The following is an 18,291-nucleotide window of genomic DNA, read 5'->3' as shown; positions in this document are numbered from 1 at the left end:
ACTAATAAAAGTTAAGATGCCTGGGCTAATGGAATCTTTACCTCCATCAAAGACTCTTCCCTATTATGTAATCCTTCCACAAAGATTCCGCCCTCATTCTTAATTTGTTTGGCTAATTGTTGAAGCTGCAAACGGCAAGCCTTTTCATTGAGATGGCCTTGGAAGTCAAAGGACAAATAAACTGCATGATTCAACAGCTGAAGGGAAAGAAGCAGATTGTTCCGCTCTCCTTCTCCAACGATTACATTTGCCCGGTATGTTTCCACCAATTTATATACAATTTGATATAAAGACTCCACATTTACAGGAATCTTAGATAAGTCCAACTCCTCATCCACTTCCACTTCCAATTCCATTTCCCGAACCAATGAATTGAATGTTAGCAGATAAACAACCAGCGGTGAATATCCTAAACGTGAAATCCGACTATCTTGATGAGCCCTTTCCGTCACTCGCTGGATATATTCTTCCATCCTGTCCAGCTTACCCATTTTTAAATATCCATAGATCACTTGAAAGTGATTTAGCCAATCATGTCGCTGATGACTGATGCTGGTCAGCCATTCCTTCTCAAAATTACTGTGTCTTTCGGCGTGATGGTACCGGTTTCTCCATATACCGATCAAATAACCAATAACAAGAGCAGCAGTAATTAAAGCAATAAGCATGAACTTATCCAGTATCCTTCCCTGAGTTATGAAAAGACCAGATCCAACCATAGATAAAATCAGGGAAACTAGTAAGGCCCACTTCCATTTCACTACACATCGGCTCCCATCTTACCAAGACTTGCTAATTTCACTCAACATTTCTAGTATAACGTACAAAAAACCTCCAGTCCATGAGGAACTGAAGGTTTTTTTCACTTTTTACACATGATTTGATTAAGCTTCACTTGCTGTCGGATAAACACTTACTTTCTTACGGTCACGCCCCAAACGCTCAAAGCGAACAATACCTTCTGCGGTAGCAAATAAGGTATCATCAGAGCCGCGTCCCACATTGGTACCTGGATAAATTTTTGTACCGCGCTGACGAACAAGGATGTTCCCTGCTTTTACCAGCTGTCCGTCGCCTCTTTTAACACCCAGACGTTTAGCGATGCTGTCACGACCGTTTTTTGTGGAACCTACTCCTTTTTTAGTGGCAAAAAATTGAAGATTCATTTTAAGCATGAGATCCACCTCCTTTAATACTTGGGGTCTTTCACCTTCACATATGAACCGTAATCCCGGGATACAGAAACAAGAGCAGCAACCATGGCTTCAAGAATCCACTGCATTTTCTCCCAAGTTTTCTCATCATCAATCCTCGGAGGACAAAAGTAAAGATATCCTGTATTTTCTGCTTTTACGTCCAATGAAATACCCAACAACATTTCTACCGCGTTTATCATCCCTAATGTGATGCCGGAAACAGCAGAACATACAATATCCTTCCCGGGATCTGCAAATTGGGCATGTCCCGAAACGGTCACCGATTCAATTTCCAGGGACGGCAAACGGTCAACTTTTACGGTAATCATTAGGCATTAATCTTTTCAATTACTACTTTTGTATACGGCTGACGGTGGCCTTGTTTGCGATGATAATTTTTCTTCGCTTTATACTTGAAAACGATAATCTTCTTTGCCTTACCCTGCTTTTCAACCTTAGCGGACACGGTAGCCCCTGAAACAAGAGGAGTTCCTACCACCAATCCACTGTCTTTGGAAACAGCCAACACACGGTCAAATTGAACACTGTCCCCTTCTTTTACATCCAGCTTTTCAATAAAGAGAACATCTCCTTCTTTCACTTTATACTGTTTTCCACCTGTTTCGATAATCGCGTACATTCTATACACCTCCTATACTCAGACTCGCCAATGAGGGTGAGGAAAAAATATCCTGCTTATAACCTTTCTTGAGCGGTTACAGCACACTGCGAGGCAGATGCTTACAACAAACAATAGGATACCATAAATTTAAAGAAAGTGTCAATGTGAATTGGGGTCTTCTCCAATGGAAATCTTCCCCCTTCCTTCACATGTCGGACAGGGGGACATCAGCATATCCTCAAGGCTTTGCCGAACCTTTTTGCGGGTCATTTCAACAAGACCAAGCTGAGTAATGCCTAATATTTGCGATTTGGTCCGGTCCTTGTGAACCTCTTCTTGAAGGGCATCCAATACGGCGGCCTTATATTCCGGCTTATCCATGTCGATAAAATCAATAATAATGATTCCGCCAATTCCCCTTAAGCGGAGCTGTCTGGGGATTTCCCTTGCGGCCTCCATATTTGTTCGAAAAACGGTCTCTTCCAAACTATGTTTTCCAGTAAATTTTCCAGTATTAACATCAACGGCAATCAGAGCTTCTGTTTGATCAAAGACCACATATCCGCCGCTTTTTAACCAAACTTTTCTTTTTAAAGCTTTTTCCATCTCCTGCAATACTCCGTAATAAGCAAAGATATCACCATTTGCCTCATGTAAACGAATCCTTGTTTGAAGGTTGGGATCATCTATTAATAAAGAAGCCAGTTTATGGTATGCCTCCTTAGAATTCACCACCAATTCTTCCACATCATCATCCATTAAATCCCGAATCACCCGGGACAACAAATCCAAATCGCGATAAATTAATCCAGGTGATTCCACTTGCTTGCTTGCTTCCAAGGTGTTTTGCCAAACTCTTCGCAAAAAAAGAACGTCCTGGGCCAATTCCTTTTCTGAAGCCCCCTCCGCCGCTGTTCGAACAATAAACCCATCTTCTTTGTTTCTGTATTGCTCAGTGATGGACTTCAGCCGTTCACGCTCTTCCTCATTTTCAATTCTTCTGGAAATAGCCACATAATTCCCTGTCGGAAGATAGACAAGAAATCTTCCGGGAAGGGTAAGATGGGTAGTTACCCGCGGACCCTTATTGCCTAAAGGTTCCTTGCAAACTTGAACAAGGAGTTCTTCACCCATACGAAGATATTCCTGAATGTTTCCCTTCACCTTTTTTTCCCGGGATTCAGGATCCAATAATCGGGGCGGCAGTAAATCATCTATATATAGAAAGGCGTTTTTCCCAATTCCTAGGTCAATAAAAGCGGCTTGCATTCCAGGAAGAACATTGGCCACTTTGCCTTTATAGATGTTTCCAACCAGACGGCGGTCATTAGGCCTTTCCAAAAACAACTCAACCAGCCGTTGGTCCTCTATCAGAGCCACCTTGATTTCCTGGTTAGCACAATTTGCAATGATTTTTTTCACAGTAACACCCGCCCTTCCTCATTCATTGTATCATAACTCGACTATAGATCCGGAACTAAAGTTTACACGTCCGCTTGTCGAGTTCGGCCCAGATGTGGTTAATGTCCGCTTCGGGGATAAAAACGGAACCATCAAAAACATCTGAGTATTTCAACGATGTAGTCAGTTTGACGGCTATTTCCGTTCTTTAGCCCCTTCGCTTAGTACGAACTCGAAGGCTGTCCTTAGTAAATTCTTTAGTCCCATCCATATAGACGATTACGGGATAGTCATTAAGTGGCCGATAGCTAATTGCCTCCAAGAATCTGCTATCGATTAAAATAGGCATTTAAAAGGACTTCTTCCCCAATAAATTCTTTATTCTTCTTCTTTTCATCCATTTGGGAAAACAGGTGATACTTTTCCCTAAATAGTCTTTTTAACAAATCCTTAACCGGTTCATTGCCTTTTATATATATGAATTTAACGGGCCAGCTTTCCTTTGCCAATTGAATTGCATCATATTTGGCAATTAAAAAACGAAAAAAATGATATTCCCTGTGCCTGTAGAAAATAAATGTAGAGTATGCGAGGAAAAAATTAATAAACAGCACATTCAAATGTTTGTCTGGTTGGGATACTGATGTCCAAAGCAAAAAAAGGATGCCGAAACTACTGACCCAAATGATTAAGCGAATCACTTTTCTGTAGGGACATGCATAGCTGATGAGGGCTTTCAGCACTTTGCTTCCATCCAATGGCCAAATGGGCAATAGGTTAAAAAGAGCGATGTAAGCGTTTCCTATAAAGAAAAAATCCGCCCATTCTCTGTTCCACCATCCCAATCTATACATCAGGACGGAAAGTGCCATCATCAACCCATTGATAAAGGGACCTGCCAAAGCAACCATACATTCTTCACGAATCAAGGTGTTTCCCAACTCGTCTACTTTGGCAACCCCTCCAAAAGGAAGAAGGGATATCTCTGTCACCCGCCACCCAAAGGCCTTTGCTGTATATACATGTCCTAACTCATGGATCACAACAATGGTAAATAAAGAAATAATCTCCAGAAATCTTCCGAAAAGCAAAGCAAAACCAATCACCACCCAAAAAAGGGGATGAACCGTAACTTTCATGGAGCCTAGTCTCCAAGGCCTACTCAAATGGAATCACTTCCATGGGATCTACAAATTGGCCATTTTTCTTCATGGAAAAATAAAAATAGCCATTCTCCCCTTTTCCATCAGGACGAACTTTTCCCAATACCGCCCCTTTTTTCACCCAATCATTCACCTGGACGTATAATTCTCCCAAATAACCATACCAAGATTCTATTCCCTTACGATGTTGAACAATGACAACTTGTCCTAGAGAATCCTTCGGACCAATATAGGTAATCCAACCTTCGTCAATGGAGGTGACCATTTCTCCCTTATCTGTTCCAACCAGAACTCCCTTCCCGTCTTTTACAAAAGGTGAGATGACTGCACCATTTAGAACAGGCGCAGCATATGAAACTGGAACATCTCGGTCTTCCTCCAGCATGACACGATTAGATAAATTGGGGAAAAATGTAGGGATGGTACCGATTTTCTGTTCATACCATTTTACTACACCTTTAAAATTAAACTCCCTTTCCATCACTTCCCGGACAGCATCCTGTGAAGTCTTAAAGAAAGGCCCTTCCATCCGAAAAAGGAGAAACGTGGCTCCAAGCAAAATAATGGAAATAAAAAGACGAATGGCCAAAACTTCTTTTTGGGTAGTTCTGTGTTCTTTTCTGAAAGAATGACGCTGACGCACCGTTGATGGAAAGTATGAACTATACGTGGGCTGCTCCCATTCACTCGTCATTCTGTCAAGTTTCCTTTGTCTGATCTTCTCCTTTAACACCTTATATCTTTCTTCTCGTTCCCGAAAAGATCGAAAATCATCCATTCATCAACACCCCACCGTATTGGTCTTTACCTTCACTATATGACTTGTCCGGCGGGAATATGATAAGGAATAAATTATGAGAACATCAGCTTTTTTCTTCTCATCCCAATACTTAGAACTAAACCAACGGCTACAAAATTGGTTATCAGAGAACTTCCCCCATAACTGATAAAAGGAAGGGGAATTCCGGTAATCGGCATTAGGCGGATGGTCATTCCTATATTTTCATAAATCTGAAATACCAGCATGCCAATAACGCCGACAATCACATAGCTGCCAAAGGAATCCTTTGCCTCAATGGAAATCCGGACCATCCGATAGATTAACAAGAAAAAGAGGAGAAGGAGTAAGCTGGCCCCTATAAATCCTAATTCCTCGGCAATTACCGTAAAAATAAAATCAGTCTCCCCTTCGGGCACCCAATTATATTTCGCCTGTGTTCCAGCAAACAGCCCCTTGCCTGTTAATTGACCAGAACCAATGGCAATAAGGGATTGTTTTAATTGATAACCGGTGGTCAGCGCATTTGCTCCATCAGGATTGATAAAGGAAACCAGACGGTTCCACTGGTATTCCTGAATGAAAGAAAAAAAGAGTTCAGGCTTAAAATTGTAGAAATAAGCAAGGACAGCGATACCTGAAGCGATAATTAGTCCCATATAAATAAAATGGCGCAGAGGAATTCCTACAGCGATTAGAATACTCAAAAATATTCCCACAAACACCAAAGCCGTCCCCAAATCAGGTTGGAGCAAAATTAATCCGAGAGGGACTCCCAACAACAAAAACGCAGGAATCAGCTGATAAAAGGATTCTATTTTTTCTTCCTTTTCTTCCTTTTGGGAGAAATATCGAGCTAAGGTCAAGATGATGAAAATCTTCATGAATTCCGATGGCTGTACCTTAAAATATCCAAAATCGAACCAACTTTGAGCTCCATTTGTAATGGTTCCCTTAATCAAAATGGCAATTAGAAGAATGACCCCTATCCCGTAAAAAATATAGGAATAGGTACCTATGAAATGATAATCAAACAAGAGGATCACAAACAACACGGCAAAACCGAGTAAATACCAAATCACCTGCTTATTTTGCTGATTATACTGCGGATTTGCCCCAGAAATGCCAATATAACTAAAAGCAAACAAACCCAATATCACAAGAATAATCATCCAGTCAAATTCACGAATCCATCTTTTTTCGATCCCCATGTGTGCCACCTACCCTAACTACCTACCTGCTATTAGTATAACTTAATTCAAACAATAATCACGATTGCTTGGAGATTGGTAAAAAGGGGCCTCTACATTGGCCCCTTAAGATAATCCCAACCATTTTTTCATTTTAGAAAACATTCCCTTTTGATCATCGAGAACCATTAGGGGAACTGCATCCCCCAGTATTCTCCGTCCAATATTGCGATAGGCCAATGCTGCTCTGCTTTGGGGATTTAGTACCGTCGGTTCTCCGGAGTTGGTTGATTTAATCACCTGTTCGTCATCAGGAACAATTCCCAGCAAGTCGATTCCTAGGACCTGAACAATCTCATCTACATCCAGCATTTCCCCTCGTTTTACCATGTGGGGTTTTATCCGGTTAATGACTAGCTTCGGTGGTGCAATCTCTTCCTTTTCCAATAAACCAATGATCCGGTCTGCATCCCTTACAGCAGAATTTTCTGGTGTCGTAACAACGATGGCCTGATCTGCTCCTGCCACGGCATTTTTGAAACCCTGCTCAATTCCCGCAGGACAATCGATAATAATATAATCAAAATCAATCTTTAATTGATTAACCAGTTTCTCCATCTGTTCGGGGTTGACCGCACTTTTATCCTTTGTCTGAGCGGCAGGAAGAAGATATAGTGCATCAAAACGTTTATCCTTCACCAATGCTTGTTTTATCTCACAAGTTCCCTCCACCACATCAACCAAATCAAAAATAATGCGGTTCTCCAGTCCCATCACAACATCCAAATTTCTTAAACCAATATCCGTATCGATCAGGCATACTTTTTTTTCAGATAAGGCTAGTGCTGTTCCTATATTAGCTGATGTGGTTGTTTTGCCAACTCCTCCTTTACCGGAGGTTACAACGATCGCCTCTCCCAATCTTAACTCCCCTCCTCTATATCAGTTGGATAAAGGAAATAATGGTACATATAGCTCAGGTTTTATTTTGTGAAGATGCCTAATTTTTTCGAAGGTTAATTTCCCATCCTGAATATACGCAAACCCCATCTCAATGGCAGGCTCATTCAAGTTCTCCAGTGGATTTCCGATCACATGTCCAATCCTTAATTGAGTAGGCTGCAGATATGAGGCTCCAATAACCGCATGGATATTTTTGGGGTACCCGGCATGGGCCATACCCATTAATTTTCCCATCACAAAAACATTCCCCGTACTAATGATACATCCACCCGGATTTACATCGGCCAGCAATAAAATATCCCCCTCATGCTGAAGAACTTGCCCGGATCGTACCGTACGGGTGACAATTTTCATCTGGGATGCTAATTTTTCCAATAAAGCTTCCTCTTTGCTAATCACATTGGAATCAACTTGTTTAACGACTAAATTTTTTTGAATTCCTATGATTCTTCGAATCTCTTCTTCTTGTTCTTCCGTAATATATCGATTTCCCAATTTAATCGTGACATGAATAAGGGGTCCCGTTAAAATCTGCTGATAACTGCTTTCCATTTTGGTCGCCAGTTCTTCTATCAGATCTTCAAAGGAACATCTATCATCAAACATAAAAATCAGGCCATCTTTGGTTCCCTTAATCATCACTTTATGCTTGGTTATCATCATGTCCAAAGATCACCCCACCATAAGATGAATTCGGCAGGAATCACCATTTTCCTGCTAGATGTTTGAAATAAGTCTAGAAGTGTATCTTTGCTCCTTGCCTTGACTCCCTTCAACATCGAAGCATTCCTCTGTCCACTTCAATCGTTTTGATCGGACCCCGCAAAACATCTTGGATCATTCAAAGAGGGAGACAGTCGCGGAGTTTTTTCCTCTCAAAACGATTTCCATTAGGTTAGAAGGGCCAGTCTGCGTCACAAGGATACAACTTTCACCCTTGAGTTACTCTACTGAAGGGACTTATCCTTTCTGTCTGAGCGATTTTGAATTCCTGCCCAGGTAAGGATTTCTGGTGAGGAAAAAGCATCGGGTAGTCTCACCACATTGAGTTGCCCAGATGTTCCCGATGCGCCGAACCAGAAAGCCTTCCCGGACAGAAATGCTCCTCAGCAGGAATTCAAGCAGAGCGAAGACAGAAAGGATCAGCACTGCTATGGATTATTTACGGATGGTTGATTGATGCCGAAATAGGCTTCCAGAATCCTTCTGGCAATTAAACCGCTGGCATCTGAACCTCCTCCTCCGTTGGGAACAACAACGGCAAGGGCAATTTCAGGGTCCTCAAACGGAGCATAAGCGATGATAACCGAGTTGTTCATCCCTGGAACCCCAGTCTGAGCCGTCCCGGTTTTTGCGGCAACAGAAACGGGAAACCCTAGAAAGGTATAATAAGCGGTTCCACCAGGCTGGGTAACCATCCGCATTCCCTCTTGAGCCAATTTTATATATTTGCTGTCAATATCCACTCTGTTTAACACTTCCGGTTCCCTCTTAAACAACACTTCTCCCTTTTCTCCCGGCAGCGTAGTCGCTCTACGGATTTCATCAACCAAATAAGGTCTCATCCGGTACCCGCCATTGGCGATGGTACTTACATATTGAGTCAACTGCATGGGAGTATAGGCATTGTACTGCCCAATTAAGGCATCGGCCAAATTCCCCAAATTTTTTGTAGTGGAACGCCATCCAGTTAATTCCTCTTCCAAATCAATTCCAGTCTTTACTCCTAAACCAAATTGGCTAAAGTAATAATCTATTACGCTAAATTTCTGCCTATATTCAGAACGGGAAGCAGGCCAGTTGGCCAGTTCCATGGCAATAAAGTACATATACGTATTATTTGATACCTGAAGGGCCTTTCTTGGATTCACCCTGCCATGACCAGAGAGCTTCCAGTTTTTCTTCTTCATATCCCCTACCTGATACCAGCCGGGGTCAAAAATCTCTGTATTTTCATCAATGAGATTTTCCTGCAGTCCCAACATCACCGATAAGGGCTTTACGGTAGATGCGGCTGGAAATCCCCCTCGTATAGCCTTATTGCTTTCTTTTCCTTTTACATACTGATTGTACAGCTTTCCAAAATCAGGGCTGTTCTGTATGTTTAGATCATAGTCCGGAAAGTTGGCCATCGCCAAAATGGCTCCTGTCTTTGGGTCCATTGCCACTGCAATGGCCTCTTCCACCTCGGGGAGGGGATTTCTTTCTCTTGTCTTTACCTCCTGTACCGTATCGGCCAATATCTCCTCTACTTTCTCCTGGAAATTGGCATCAATCGTAAGAACCAAATCATTGCCACGCTGTGGAGCTTCTATCACTTTGGTTTCAATAATTTTGGCCTGGCTGTTGATTTTAGCTTCCATTTTTCCTTCTTTTCCACGAAGCTGGGTTTCATATGATTTTTCAAGGCCGGAAACCCCCACCTTCTCGTCTACACGGTAGCCCCTTGCTTCATAATAATCTTTGCTGTAAACATCAATGGGCTTGGTATATCCAAGAAGGTGGGTAGCAAATGCACCTCTTTTGTACTGCCTCATGGGTTCAACAACCACATTCACACCGGGAAGTTCATCCCTGTGTTCAGATATTAATGAAACCTCTCTCCAGCTGAGATCTGCCTTGATAGAATGGGGCATATAGCGATAACCAGAAACCATAGCGTAAAGTATTTTTTTTGTTTCCAACAAATTACCCAGTTCTTCAATGGTCATGTCTAAAGAAATATCTTCCTCAGTCATACCATACCTTTTTAATTCACGAATGATCCCCTCTCTATCGTTTTCCGCGATCATCTCTTCAACGTCTTTATCTTCCAAATAGAGAGCAAGCTGTTGGGCAACTTCATTCCTGTTTATGTTCATTCGTTCATCTTCACGAAAGGTAACCGTATATACAGGCTTATTATTGACCAGGACTTCTCCATTTTTATCTAAAATCCAGCCCCGGGGAGCTGGGATGGGGATCACTTTGGTACTGTTTTCTTCCGATGTTCTTAAATACTCTTCTCCCTGTACCAATTGAATAAAAGCAAGTCTTAAAACAAGAATCGTAAAGAGAAAAAAGACTATGATGTATATGATGTTTAATCGGCGAGGTATATGAGAATTTACCTGTTCCGTCTTTTTGCCCATTACTATAGCCCCCTATGATGACTTCTCCTCTTCTTCTAGTCCATCCAATGTAACCATCCACCTTTGGGTCACATAATGGACCAATATCCCAAATCCCATATTTAACAGAACGGTTGGGATCCACACATTGCTCAACTGCCATCTCCATCCTACGTCTGTGAGTGAAAATAAATAGAATAACCCATAGGCTATTCCTTCATGAAAGAAAAGAGAGGCTCCCAAGGAAAGGATGATGAGAAGAACATTTGGGTGAAAAATTTTAAAGGTAAGACCGGAAAAATAAGCCACTACCCCCATGGTAAAGGTATAGATTCCTACAATATCACCATAAATGATATCCTGAAGAAAACCTATGGCAATTCCATACCACATTCCCCTTATTCTTCCAATATAAAAGGAAGCATATAAAATAAAGGTTAAAGCATACCGGGGAATCATCACATAGGTAAGATCTGTTAAATCGGCATAAAAGACTTGAAAAGTCGTTCCTTCAACGATAAAAAGAACAAGCAAAATCAAGGAAAAAATAATCTGATTCATGGTTGGACCCCCTGATCAGAGGGAACGACAAAGGATCTTTCCACCACAAAAACTTCATTTAAGCGATAAAAATCAGCCGCAGGCTTTACGTAGGCCATTTGGGTTAATCCGTAATCCCCGGTGACGACCTGAGTCACTTCACCAACAAGGAGACCTGGCGGAAAAACTCCCCCCAATCCCGAGGTGACCACCATCTGTCCCGGCTTAAGAGGCGATTCAATGGGGACCTTCCTCATGACCAGCAGGCCTTCTTCAAAAATATATCCCTCAATAATGCCGAATACTGACTGATCCCCCTGAACCACTACAGAAATTTGGCTTCCCCTCTCAACATCCGTTAACAGCTGAACAGAAGAGGAAAAATTGGCTACTCTTTGCACACTGCCAATTAATCCTTTGGGAGATAAGACAGCCATATCTTTTTTAATGCCGTTTTTAGATCCTTTATCAATGATAATGACATTGTTCCAACGATCAGGACTTCTAGCAATCACTTCCGCAACGAGCAATTTATAATCTGACATCGATTCCTTGGCGTCCAGCATTTCCCTAAGACGCTGATTCTCATCTTTTAATCGGTTGAGTTCAGCTGACACTTGGGCAAACTTTTCCAGGTTAGACTTCAGAACCTTATTTTCTTCATAAATGGAATACATATCTTTTACATTCTGAAATAAACCCGCTATGCTGCTAGCGGGTTTGTAAAATATCCTTTGAAAAATAGATGTTGTATCCAACAACATTTTTTCAGGTAAAGTCGTCTTCTCTCTCAGTCCCAAGGTGATCCCGACAAAAATAACGAGGGTGATCAAACTAAAGAGAAGAATGACTAACCTTTTGTTCATAAAAAAATTCATCGGCAAAACACCCTTTTATATGCGGAACTAAACCTCCATGACCCGAAGGGTCACAAATTGATATGAACATGTATTTTCATATCAAAGATTCACACGTCCGCTAGTCGAGTTCGTGCAGGAAGTAATCAAGATCCGCATTAAGTCTAATGAACGGCGCCCTCAAAAACATCTGGGTATTTCAAAGGTGCAGTCAGTTTGAGGGCGAATTCCCGTTCGTTAGATTTAATGCTTAAGTACGAACTCGAAGGCTGTCCTTAGTGAATTCTTTAGTTCCGTCTGATTCCCACAAAGTAAGTTTATCTTTTTCCACGGGGGGAGCTGACGCCTCCCTTTGATTTAAAAAGGTGAATATTCTCTAGTGCGCGACCGGTTCCTATGGCTACACAATCCAATGCACTTTCAGCAACCAATACCGGCATTCCTGTCTCGCGACTGAGCAACTTGTCCAAATTTCGAAGCAGGGCTCCTCCCCCTGTTAATACAATTCCCCTATCCATAATATCAGCCGCCAATTCAGGCGGACTTTTCTCCAAGGTGATTTTTACGGCATCAATGATACTGTTTACCGTATCCTTTAACGCTTCAGCAATTTCATTGGAACTGATGGTTAGTGTTTTAGGCAGACCAGTCACCAGATCCCGTCCGCGGACATCCATGGTCTCCTTTTTCTCAGGAGCAATAGCAGAACCAATTTCCATTTTTAAGGTCTCCGCAGTTCGTTCCCCAATCATTAAATTATACATCTTCTTAATGTACTGAATGATCGCTTCATCCATTTCGTCTCCTGCCACCCGAATGGATCGGCTGGTTACAATTCCCCCGAGGGAAATGATCGCCACTTCTGTTGTTCCCCCGCCAATATCCACAACCATGCTTCCCGTAGGTTCCCAAACTGGCAAATCAGCACCGATAGCTGCTGCAAAGGGTTCTTCAATGGTATAAGCTTCCCTTGCTCCCGCCTGCTTCGTGGCATCTTCCACCGCTCTTTTTTCCACAGCAGTAATACCAGAGGGAACACAAACCATAACATGGGGGCGTCTGGTAAAAATCCCCTTATTTTTCTGGGCCTGTCTGATAAAATATTTCATCATCGTTGCCGTTGTATCAAAATCAGCAATGACCCCATCCTTCATTGGCCTGACAGCCACTATGTTGCCAGGAGTTCTTCCAATCATATTTTTTGCCGCATTTCCTACGGCTTCAATGTTATTGGTGTCTGTGCGAATGGCAACCACAGAAGGTTCCCTGACCACAATACCTTTTCCTTTCACGTAAACCAACGTATTTGCTGTTCCCAAATCAATTCCCAAATCTCTCGTAAAGCTGCCAAACATCTTGTTGTATCTCCCTTCCATAAAGGACAAGCCTGATTTACACTCCTTTTATTATACCGAAAAAAATGAATCCTAGATATATCCTTTTTCTTTCAAACTAATAAAATTGCCATCCCCTATGACGATATGATCCAATAACTCGATCCCCATAATTTCCCCGGCTTCCTTTAACCGTTTGGTCACTTGAATATCTTCGCGACTGGGAGTGGGATCCCCACTCGGATGATTATGTAAACAAATGAGGGAGGCGCTGCTTCTTCGTATGGCTTCACGAAATACTTCCCGCGGATGAACGATAGAAGCATTTAAACTGCCGATAAAAACAATTTTTTTCCCTATCACCTGATTTTTCGTATTTAAAAACAAAACGACAAAATGTTCCTGTTGGGCAAAGCGAAGTTCATCCATCATATATTGTGCTGCATCGTGGGGTGAACGGATGGTATAACGAGACTCCGGCAAAGCTTTGGCCAAACGTTTTCCCAATTCAATTCCCGCCACCACTTGAACCGCCTTAGCAGGGCCAACCCCTTTCCATTGCGTTAAGTCGTGAAAGGACATCTCAGCCAGACCTCTTAACCCTTCCCTTTCTTCAAGGATTTGCTGTGCCAAGGAAATGGCAGACTGATTATTGGAACCCGTCCTAAGCAAGATAGCAATTAGCTCAGCATTGGATAAAGCTTCGGGGCCTTTTTCCATCAATCTTTCCCTTGGCCTCTCCTCAACCGGTACATCGCGGATCATCCAACCTTGATACAATCCGTTGTTCAATTGTTTCTCCTCCTTAGAGGACTTACCCATTCCTTCCCAATATTTCCGTGATGCCCATTACAAGATGCGGATTCCCAGTTTCTTAAGCTCTTCCCGAAGGAAGGCGAGGGGCAAGCCCACAACATTAAAATAGCATCCCTCAATCCAGTCAATCAGAGTGGCACCCATTCCCTGAATGGCATAAGAACCGGCTTTATCCATCGGTTCCCCAGTGGCAACATACCTTTTGATCTCTTCAGAACCAAGAGGAACCATATGAACCTTCGTGGATTGAAAGCCTTTCACTTCCTTTTGATTATCCATGTCTATTAAAGCAACTCCGCTATACACCACATGTATTCTTCCCTGGAGCCGAGTTAACATGGAAAAGGCATCCTCTTGATCCCTGGGTTTACCCAGTATCTCATTTTCCAACACCACAATGGTATCAGCTCCAATAATAATACCCTCCCTCTTCCATTGACTGACGGCCTTTGCCTTACGGAGGGCCAGTTCCATCACATTCTCTGATGGGGAAAGGAAATCGGAAATGGTTTCATCTGCATCACTGGCTTCCACCTCAAACTGAAGGCCCAAATTTCCAAGAAGTTCCTTTCTCCGCGGGGATGAAGATGCCAATATAATTTTTCGTAATGGTTCAGTCATTTGTAGTCACCTTAATATCCTTTAGTCAATATTATTAGAATGTACTTGCCAGGTTTTTCATACCATTTTTTTCAATACTATCCTAAGTGTAGCAAATGAGATCAGGAAGGACAAGATGTCATCTTTAACATTTTTTGCAGGTAAGGCTGTTTACTGATTTGGTAAAGTTTTTAACCATCGCTGATAATGAAGTATATAATTTAGCAAACCATCCTGTGCTTGCCATAAATAGGATGGAGAAGGCTGGGATTGATATCTTTGAAGGGCGGTAACCCCTTTGGTAACATCATTCATCATTTGAGAAAAAATCAACTGGCTTTCGCCGGATAGTACATTGTATATCTTTTTCCCTTCTTCAAGGTATAGACGGTGGTTTTCCTGGATGGATGCCCATTGGCTCGTCATTCCGCCGCCGGCAACCCCATTGGCACTGATCGAGGAAATCTGTTGAAAGAGAGTATCTCCTTTTTCCATGAAGGAAGCGAAACTATTTTGGTCTGAATTCTGAGAGAAAACAGGGGTGATCTGAGCAGGAAAGGTTATGTCCTTTACATAAATCTCCACCTGTTTTTCTTTGTAAAACTGACCCAAAGCAATGGCATCATCCCTGTTTTGGGTGACCCCCATATAAAACGCATAGGTGTTTTGGTCCTTTCCCGGAACAACGATACCTGCCCAACCCTTCCCGCGGTGGGTATCCAATACCATTTGGGCTCCGCTCTGGTCCGAAAATACGCCTCCCTGAATGACATAATAGGTTCTGGCAGGAATGATGATGTCATTCCCCTTGGGATTGTCGGCCAAATTGCTTTTTTCTCCGTCGGTATCTGCAGGATTAATCACAACATCATCTAAAGGTACCGCATTAGAAACGTCACTGCCTTCCGTCGGAGAAACATTGCCCATTTTTCCTTTCGAAGACAAGTTCGCCTTTTCTCCGCCAATGGAAAACATGGACAGGATCATAAAACCCAATACCAAACCAACCACAACCGCTCCAAGGATAGAGAAGACCAACTGCATAAAGGGAGAACCCATTAATTCCCCGGTTGACTGTTTCCAGGATATCTTCCTCTTATTTTTCTTGTTTTTTTTCTTAAACGTTTTCCATTTATTTCTACTCCCCCATAATTTCCCCGCTTTTCTCACATCCCCCGAATAAAATGGAGAAGAGGGCTTATTCCAATTGGCAATATTTGTGTGAAATTCCTTTTTTCGAGGACTGTTCACGTCTATCATCTCTCCTTTGGACAATTCCCTTTACTATTTTTATATGAGAGATGAGAGATTGATAGAACAAAAATGAGGGGTTTTCCCCTCACCAATATGATGGAACCACATTTATAGGTTTACGATTTGGAATACGAATATTTAAAGATTTTGTTTCCAATCCATTATTAAAAGGCTCCACATAATAATAAATCTCAAACACATAATTAATTTCATACATATTGGGTTGTTTTGAAAAAGAGTATCTAATCTCGTTAAACTTTACCACCCGGGGCAGCTTCCATAATTCTTCCGTCACCTGTTGCATGATCTGGTAATCACCTACGATCGTCATGGAAAATATAATTTTTTTATAGGGAAGGTTATTTTCGTTATTATCGGAAGTCTGCTTATTTGATCCAATAGCATCCTGGTTTTTTACACCATTTGTCGATTGATTGATCACACCATTTCCCGCCTGAATTTTTACGTCATTTGATAATGAAGGGTTTGAGGGCAATTCCTCTTCAATTTTTATCCGTTCAAAATCCAAGTTCAAACGGTTAAATATTTGATAAATATCGTATAAATATCGGGACACTTCCCTCTCCACAGGGACCATCTCATTTAACCGGACCAATTGTTCCTTGGTAATCGGTTCGGGAACCTCTTTTTTTATGAGCACACCGTTGATCTGTTCCCACTCCTCAATTGCGGAAATTTCTTGTTCCAATCGGTCATTTTCCCTGATATTGGGCATCACATACCACCAAAATGCAATCCCGATAAATAGGATTCCAATGGTGAAAAAAACAAGAATTGTGTAAATCGATTTAAAAGAAAGCGGATTACGTGACAACATCATCATTCTCCTGAGGCATTTTTCTTACTAATGGATAACGTAAACTGGACAACTTTGCTCCCCTTAGGCTGAACAAACAACATAGGGAATGATTTCCTTTCGGAATCAACCAATAACTCTGCTTCTGGTTTTTCAATGAATTGAATATAAATATCCTCTACCAAAGCATTCTTCTTTAAGGTTTCACTAAATAAGACTACTTCATCCAGTGAATGGAAGGCAGCTTTTCCTTCAAGAACTTGATCTGTAACCTGAATGTCAATAATTTGGCTTTCATTTGGTAGAGCTTGTTTAACAGCTCCCAATATGATTCCCCAATTTATCCTGTTATTGTCTAAAGAGAGTACGGTTTCCTGATACCGTTTGATATCAGCCATCTGCTTTTCCATTTGCTCCACCTTTTGATTGTTTGAAATGATTTCTTCAATCTTTTGCTTCAGCTCTATTTTTGAGGTTAACTGCCTGGTTAATTCATCCTTTTGTTCAAGCTGAAAGACATAAAATTTGAAAAGAATGGCGGAAATAAGCAAAAGCAAAGCAAAAGCCAGAAAAAGCAAACGGTAAAAATTCCTTATGATAAAAGGTTCACGAGGTAGGAGGTTTATTTCCATCATCTGCTCACTTCCTTCATACCCAGACCAATAGGAACCGAAAAGACAGACATATCCTTGATGTCCATATCTGTCTGGTTTTCGATATATCCTGTCCAGTCCTCCACTTGAACGGGGACTTGCAATCTTGTGGATAAATACTCACCTAACAGCGAAATGTTGGGAGCTTCCCCGCAAAGAACAATCTCATCAAGGTTTTGGTCACGATTATTCAAGGTAAACAAATAAAAATTCATGACCCTTTCAATCTCATGTCCCAAATCCTGGGCATAAGACTTCAGGCCATCACTGTTTTCCAGATAGTGAATGGCGGAAAATGCATCGGTAATTGCCGGGGATTTGATGAGATAGTCCGATGAACTAAGTGAAATATTCCTTGTCAACCTTAAAATTCCTTGGTGATATATGCTGACATCCACCCCATGATGGCCTACATTCACAGACATAAATGTCGTTGGAAGTTCCTTTCTTATCCATTTCATTAATCTTAAGATGGCAAGTGAGTGAACATCTACGCAAATGGGTTTTAACCCTAGCAATTTGCTGAGTTGAACATATTGCCTTACCACACTCCCCGGAGCAATCACCAGTAATAATTCTTGTTCTGTTCCTTCTGAATTCTGATGAGGCAATGAAATATAGTCAAAAACAGGGTCACTAAAAGGAAGTTGAATGTTATTCTCCAATTCTAGTAAAATCACTTTCTCCAATTCCTTCTTAGGTAATTTTGGAAGTTTTAATGTTCTAAGCATAATTTGCTCGCTTTTTAGTGCAAGAACCGCCTTTTTCGATTTAAATTTTTCTCCTTTTATTAACGGCTTGATCATTTTTCTTAACCCGTCCATATCATGAATGTGACCATTTTGAATAAGTCCATTGGAAAGAGGAGAATAGACGGCTTTCCTCAATTGATACCCTTTTTTTTGATGAACCAGTTCTATTATTTTAACCATATCATCCTTAAATTCTAATCCTAAAAACGAAGGGAATTTATTAAAGAGTCCCATAATTCTCTCCC

At 41.6% G+C, this 18,291-nt stretch carries 20 protein-coding genes and 1 other annotated feature; all 20 genes read right to left on the bottom strand.

Features of this window, described 5'->3' with window-relative positions:
• Window positions 1–11: 11 nt before the first annotated feature.
• The 20 genes from L1765_RS01765 to pilM all read right to left on the bottom strand — a co-directional run bounded on the left by L1765_RS01765 (window position 12) and on the right by pilM (window position 18,280).
• Window positions 12–761 carry a Spo0B domain-containing protein gene (locus tag L1765_RS01765; protein ID WP_236403780.1) on the bottom strand — a complete coding sequence of 250 codons (750 nt, stop codon included), beginning with the start codon at window positions 759–761 and terminating at the stop codon, window positions 12–14.
• A 123-nt stretch (window positions 762–884) separates the two neighbouring features.
• The gene (rpmA, locus tag L1765_RS01760; protein ID WP_236403777.1) at window positions 885–1,175 is read right to left on the bottom strand and encodes a 50S ribosomal protein L27; all 291 of its coding nucleotides are present in this window, start codon (window positions 1,173–1,175) and stop codon (window positions 885–887) included.
• A 14-nt stretch (window positions 1,176–1,189) separates the two neighbouring features.
• Complete coding sequence (locus L1765_RS01755; protein ID WP_236403774.1) at window positions 1,190–1,525, bottom strand: ribosomal-processing cysteine protease Prp; 336 nt, start codon at window positions 1,523–1,525, stop codon at window positions 1,190–1,192.
• The gene (gene rplU, locus L1765_RS01750) at window positions 1,525–1,836 is read right to left on the bottom strand and encodes a 50S ribosomal protein L21 (RefSeq protein ID WP_236403765.1); all 312 of its coding nucleotides are present in this window, start codon (window positions 1,834–1,836) and stop codon (window positions 1,525–1,527) included. Before rplU ends, L1765_RS01755 begins: the two co-directional genes overlap by 1 nt.
• A gap of 10 nt (window positions 1,837–1,846) precedes the next feature.
• Window positions 1,847–1,924 (bottom strand) — a sequence feature (ribosomal protein L21 leader region).
• Window positions 1,925–1,977: 53 nt separating this feature from the next.
• Complete coding sequence (locus L1765_RS01745) at window positions 1,978–3,240, bottom strand: Rne/Rng family ribonuclease (RefSeq protein ID WP_236403763.1); 1,263 nt, start codon at window positions 3,238–3,240, stop codon at window positions 1,978–1,980.
• Window positions 3,241–3,548: 308 nt separating this feature from the next.
• Window positions 3,549–4,358 carry a M50 family metallopeptidase gene (locus tag L1765_RS01740; RefSeq protein ID WP_236403761.1) on the bottom strand — a complete coding sequence of 270 codons (810 nt, stop codon included), beginning with the start codon at window positions 4,356–4,358 and terminating at the stop codon, window positions 3,549–3,551.
• Between the two features lie 19 nt (window positions 4,359–4,377).
• Entirely contained in the window at window positions 4,378–5,160 is a 783-nt protein-coding gene (locus L1765_RS01735; protein WP_236403759.1) for a M23 family metallopeptidase, read from the bottom strand.
• Between the two features lie 74 nt (window positions 5,161–5,234).
• Complete coding sequence (gene rodA, locus L1765_RS01730) at window positions 5,235–6,371, bottom strand: rod shape-determining protein RodA (protein ID WP_236403757.1); 1,137 nt, start codon at window positions 6,369–6,371, stop codon at window positions 5,235–5,237.
• A 105-nt stretch (window positions 6,372–6,476) separates the two neighbouring features.
• Window positions 6,477–7,271 carry a septum site-determining protein MinD gene (gene minD, locus L1765_RS01725; protein WP_236403755.1) on the bottom strand — a complete coding sequence of 265 codons (795 nt, stop codon included), beginning with the start codon at window positions 7,269–7,271 and terminating at the stop codon, window positions 6,477–6,479.
• A gap of 21 nt (window positions 7,272–7,292) precedes the next feature.
• Window positions 7,293–7,976: a septum site-determining protein MinC gene (minC, locus tag L1765_RS01720; protein ID WP_236403751.1), complete on the bottom strand. Its 684-nt coding sequence runs from the start codon at window positions 7,974–7,976 to the stop codon at window positions 7,293–7,295.
• Window positions 7,977–8,464: 488 nt separating this feature from the next.
• Entirely contained in the window at window positions 8,465–10,444 is a 1,980-nt protein-coding gene (locus tag L1765_RS01715) for a peptidoglycan D,D-transpeptidase FtsI family protein (RefSeq protein ID WP_236403750.1), read from the bottom strand.
• 12 nt (window positions 10,445–10,456) lie between these two features.
• Window positions 10,457–10,984 carry a rod shape-determining protein MreD gene (gene mreD / locus L1765_RS01710; protein ID WP_236403747.1) on the bottom strand — a complete coding sequence of 176 codons (528 nt, stop codon included), beginning with the start codon at window positions 10,982–10,984 and terminating at the stop codon, window positions 10,457–10,459.
• Entirely contained in the window at window positions 10,981–11,829 is an 849-nt protein-coding gene (mreC, locus tag L1765_RS01705; protein WP_236403746.1) for a rod shape-determining protein MreC, read from the bottom strand. The genes mreD and mreC overlap by 4 nt, the downstream gene beginning before the upstream one ends.
• Window positions 11,830–12,137: 308 nt before the next feature.
• On the bottom strand, window positions 12,138–13,175 hold the full coding sequence (locus tag L1765_RS01700; protein WP_236404016.1) for a rod shape-determining protein: 1,038 nt from the start codon (window positions 13,173–13,175) through the stop codon (window positions 12,138–12,140).
• Between the two features lie 72 nt (window positions 13,176–13,247).
• Window positions 13,248–13,919, bottom strand: coding sequence for a RadC family protein (gene radC, locus L1765_RS01695; RefSeq protein WP_236404014.1), 672 nt, complete (start codon window positions 13,917–13,919; stop codon window positions 13,248–13,250).
• An 84-nt stretch (window positions 13,920–14,003) separates the two neighbouring features.
• Window positions 14,004–14,591 (bottom strand): Maf family protein, encoded by a 588-nt coding sequence (locus tag L1765_RS01690; protein WP_236403745.1) that lies wholly within the window; start codon window positions 14,589–14,591, stop codon window positions 14,004–14,006.
• 150 nt (window positions 14,592–14,741) lie between these two features.
• The gene (locus L1765_RS01685; RefSeq protein ID WP_236403744.1) at window positions 14,742–15,821 is read right to left on the bottom strand and encodes a hypothetical protein; all 1,080 of its coding nucleotides are present in this window, start codon (window positions 15,819–15,821) and stop codon (window positions 14,742–14,744) included.
• 88 nt (window positions 15,822–15,909) lie between these two features.
• Window positions 15,910–16,662, bottom strand: a complete 753-nt coding sequence (locus L1765_RS01680) for a hypothetical protein (protein ID WP_236403743.1) — start codon at window positions 16,660–16,662, stop codon at window positions 15,910–15,912.
• Between the two features lie 2 nt (window positions 16,663–16,664).
• Window positions 16,665–17,276 carry a hypothetical protein gene (locus L1765_RS01675; protein ID WP_236403740.1) on the bottom strand — a complete coding sequence of 204 codons (612 nt, stop codon included), beginning with the start codon at window positions 17,274–17,276 and terminating at the stop codon, window positions 16,665–16,667.
• Window positions 17,273–18,280, bottom strand: coding sequence for a type IV pilus biogenesis protein PilM (pilM, locus tag L1765_RS01670; RefSeq protein ID WP_236403739.1), 1,008 nt, complete (start codon window positions 18,278–18,280; stop codon window positions 17,273–17,275). Before pilM ends, L1765_RS01675 begins: the two co-directional genes overlap by 4 nt.
• Window positions 18,281–18,291: the final 11 nt, after the last annotated feature.

This window comes from Microaerobacter geothermalis, from assembly GCF_021608135.1.
Classification (GTDB): domain Bacteria; phylum Bacillota; class Bacilli; order DSM-22679; family DSM-22679; genus Microaerobacter; species Microaerobacter geothermalis.
Note: the sequence above shows the minus strand (reverse complement) of the source record. Positions and strands in the feature narration are given on the sequence as shown.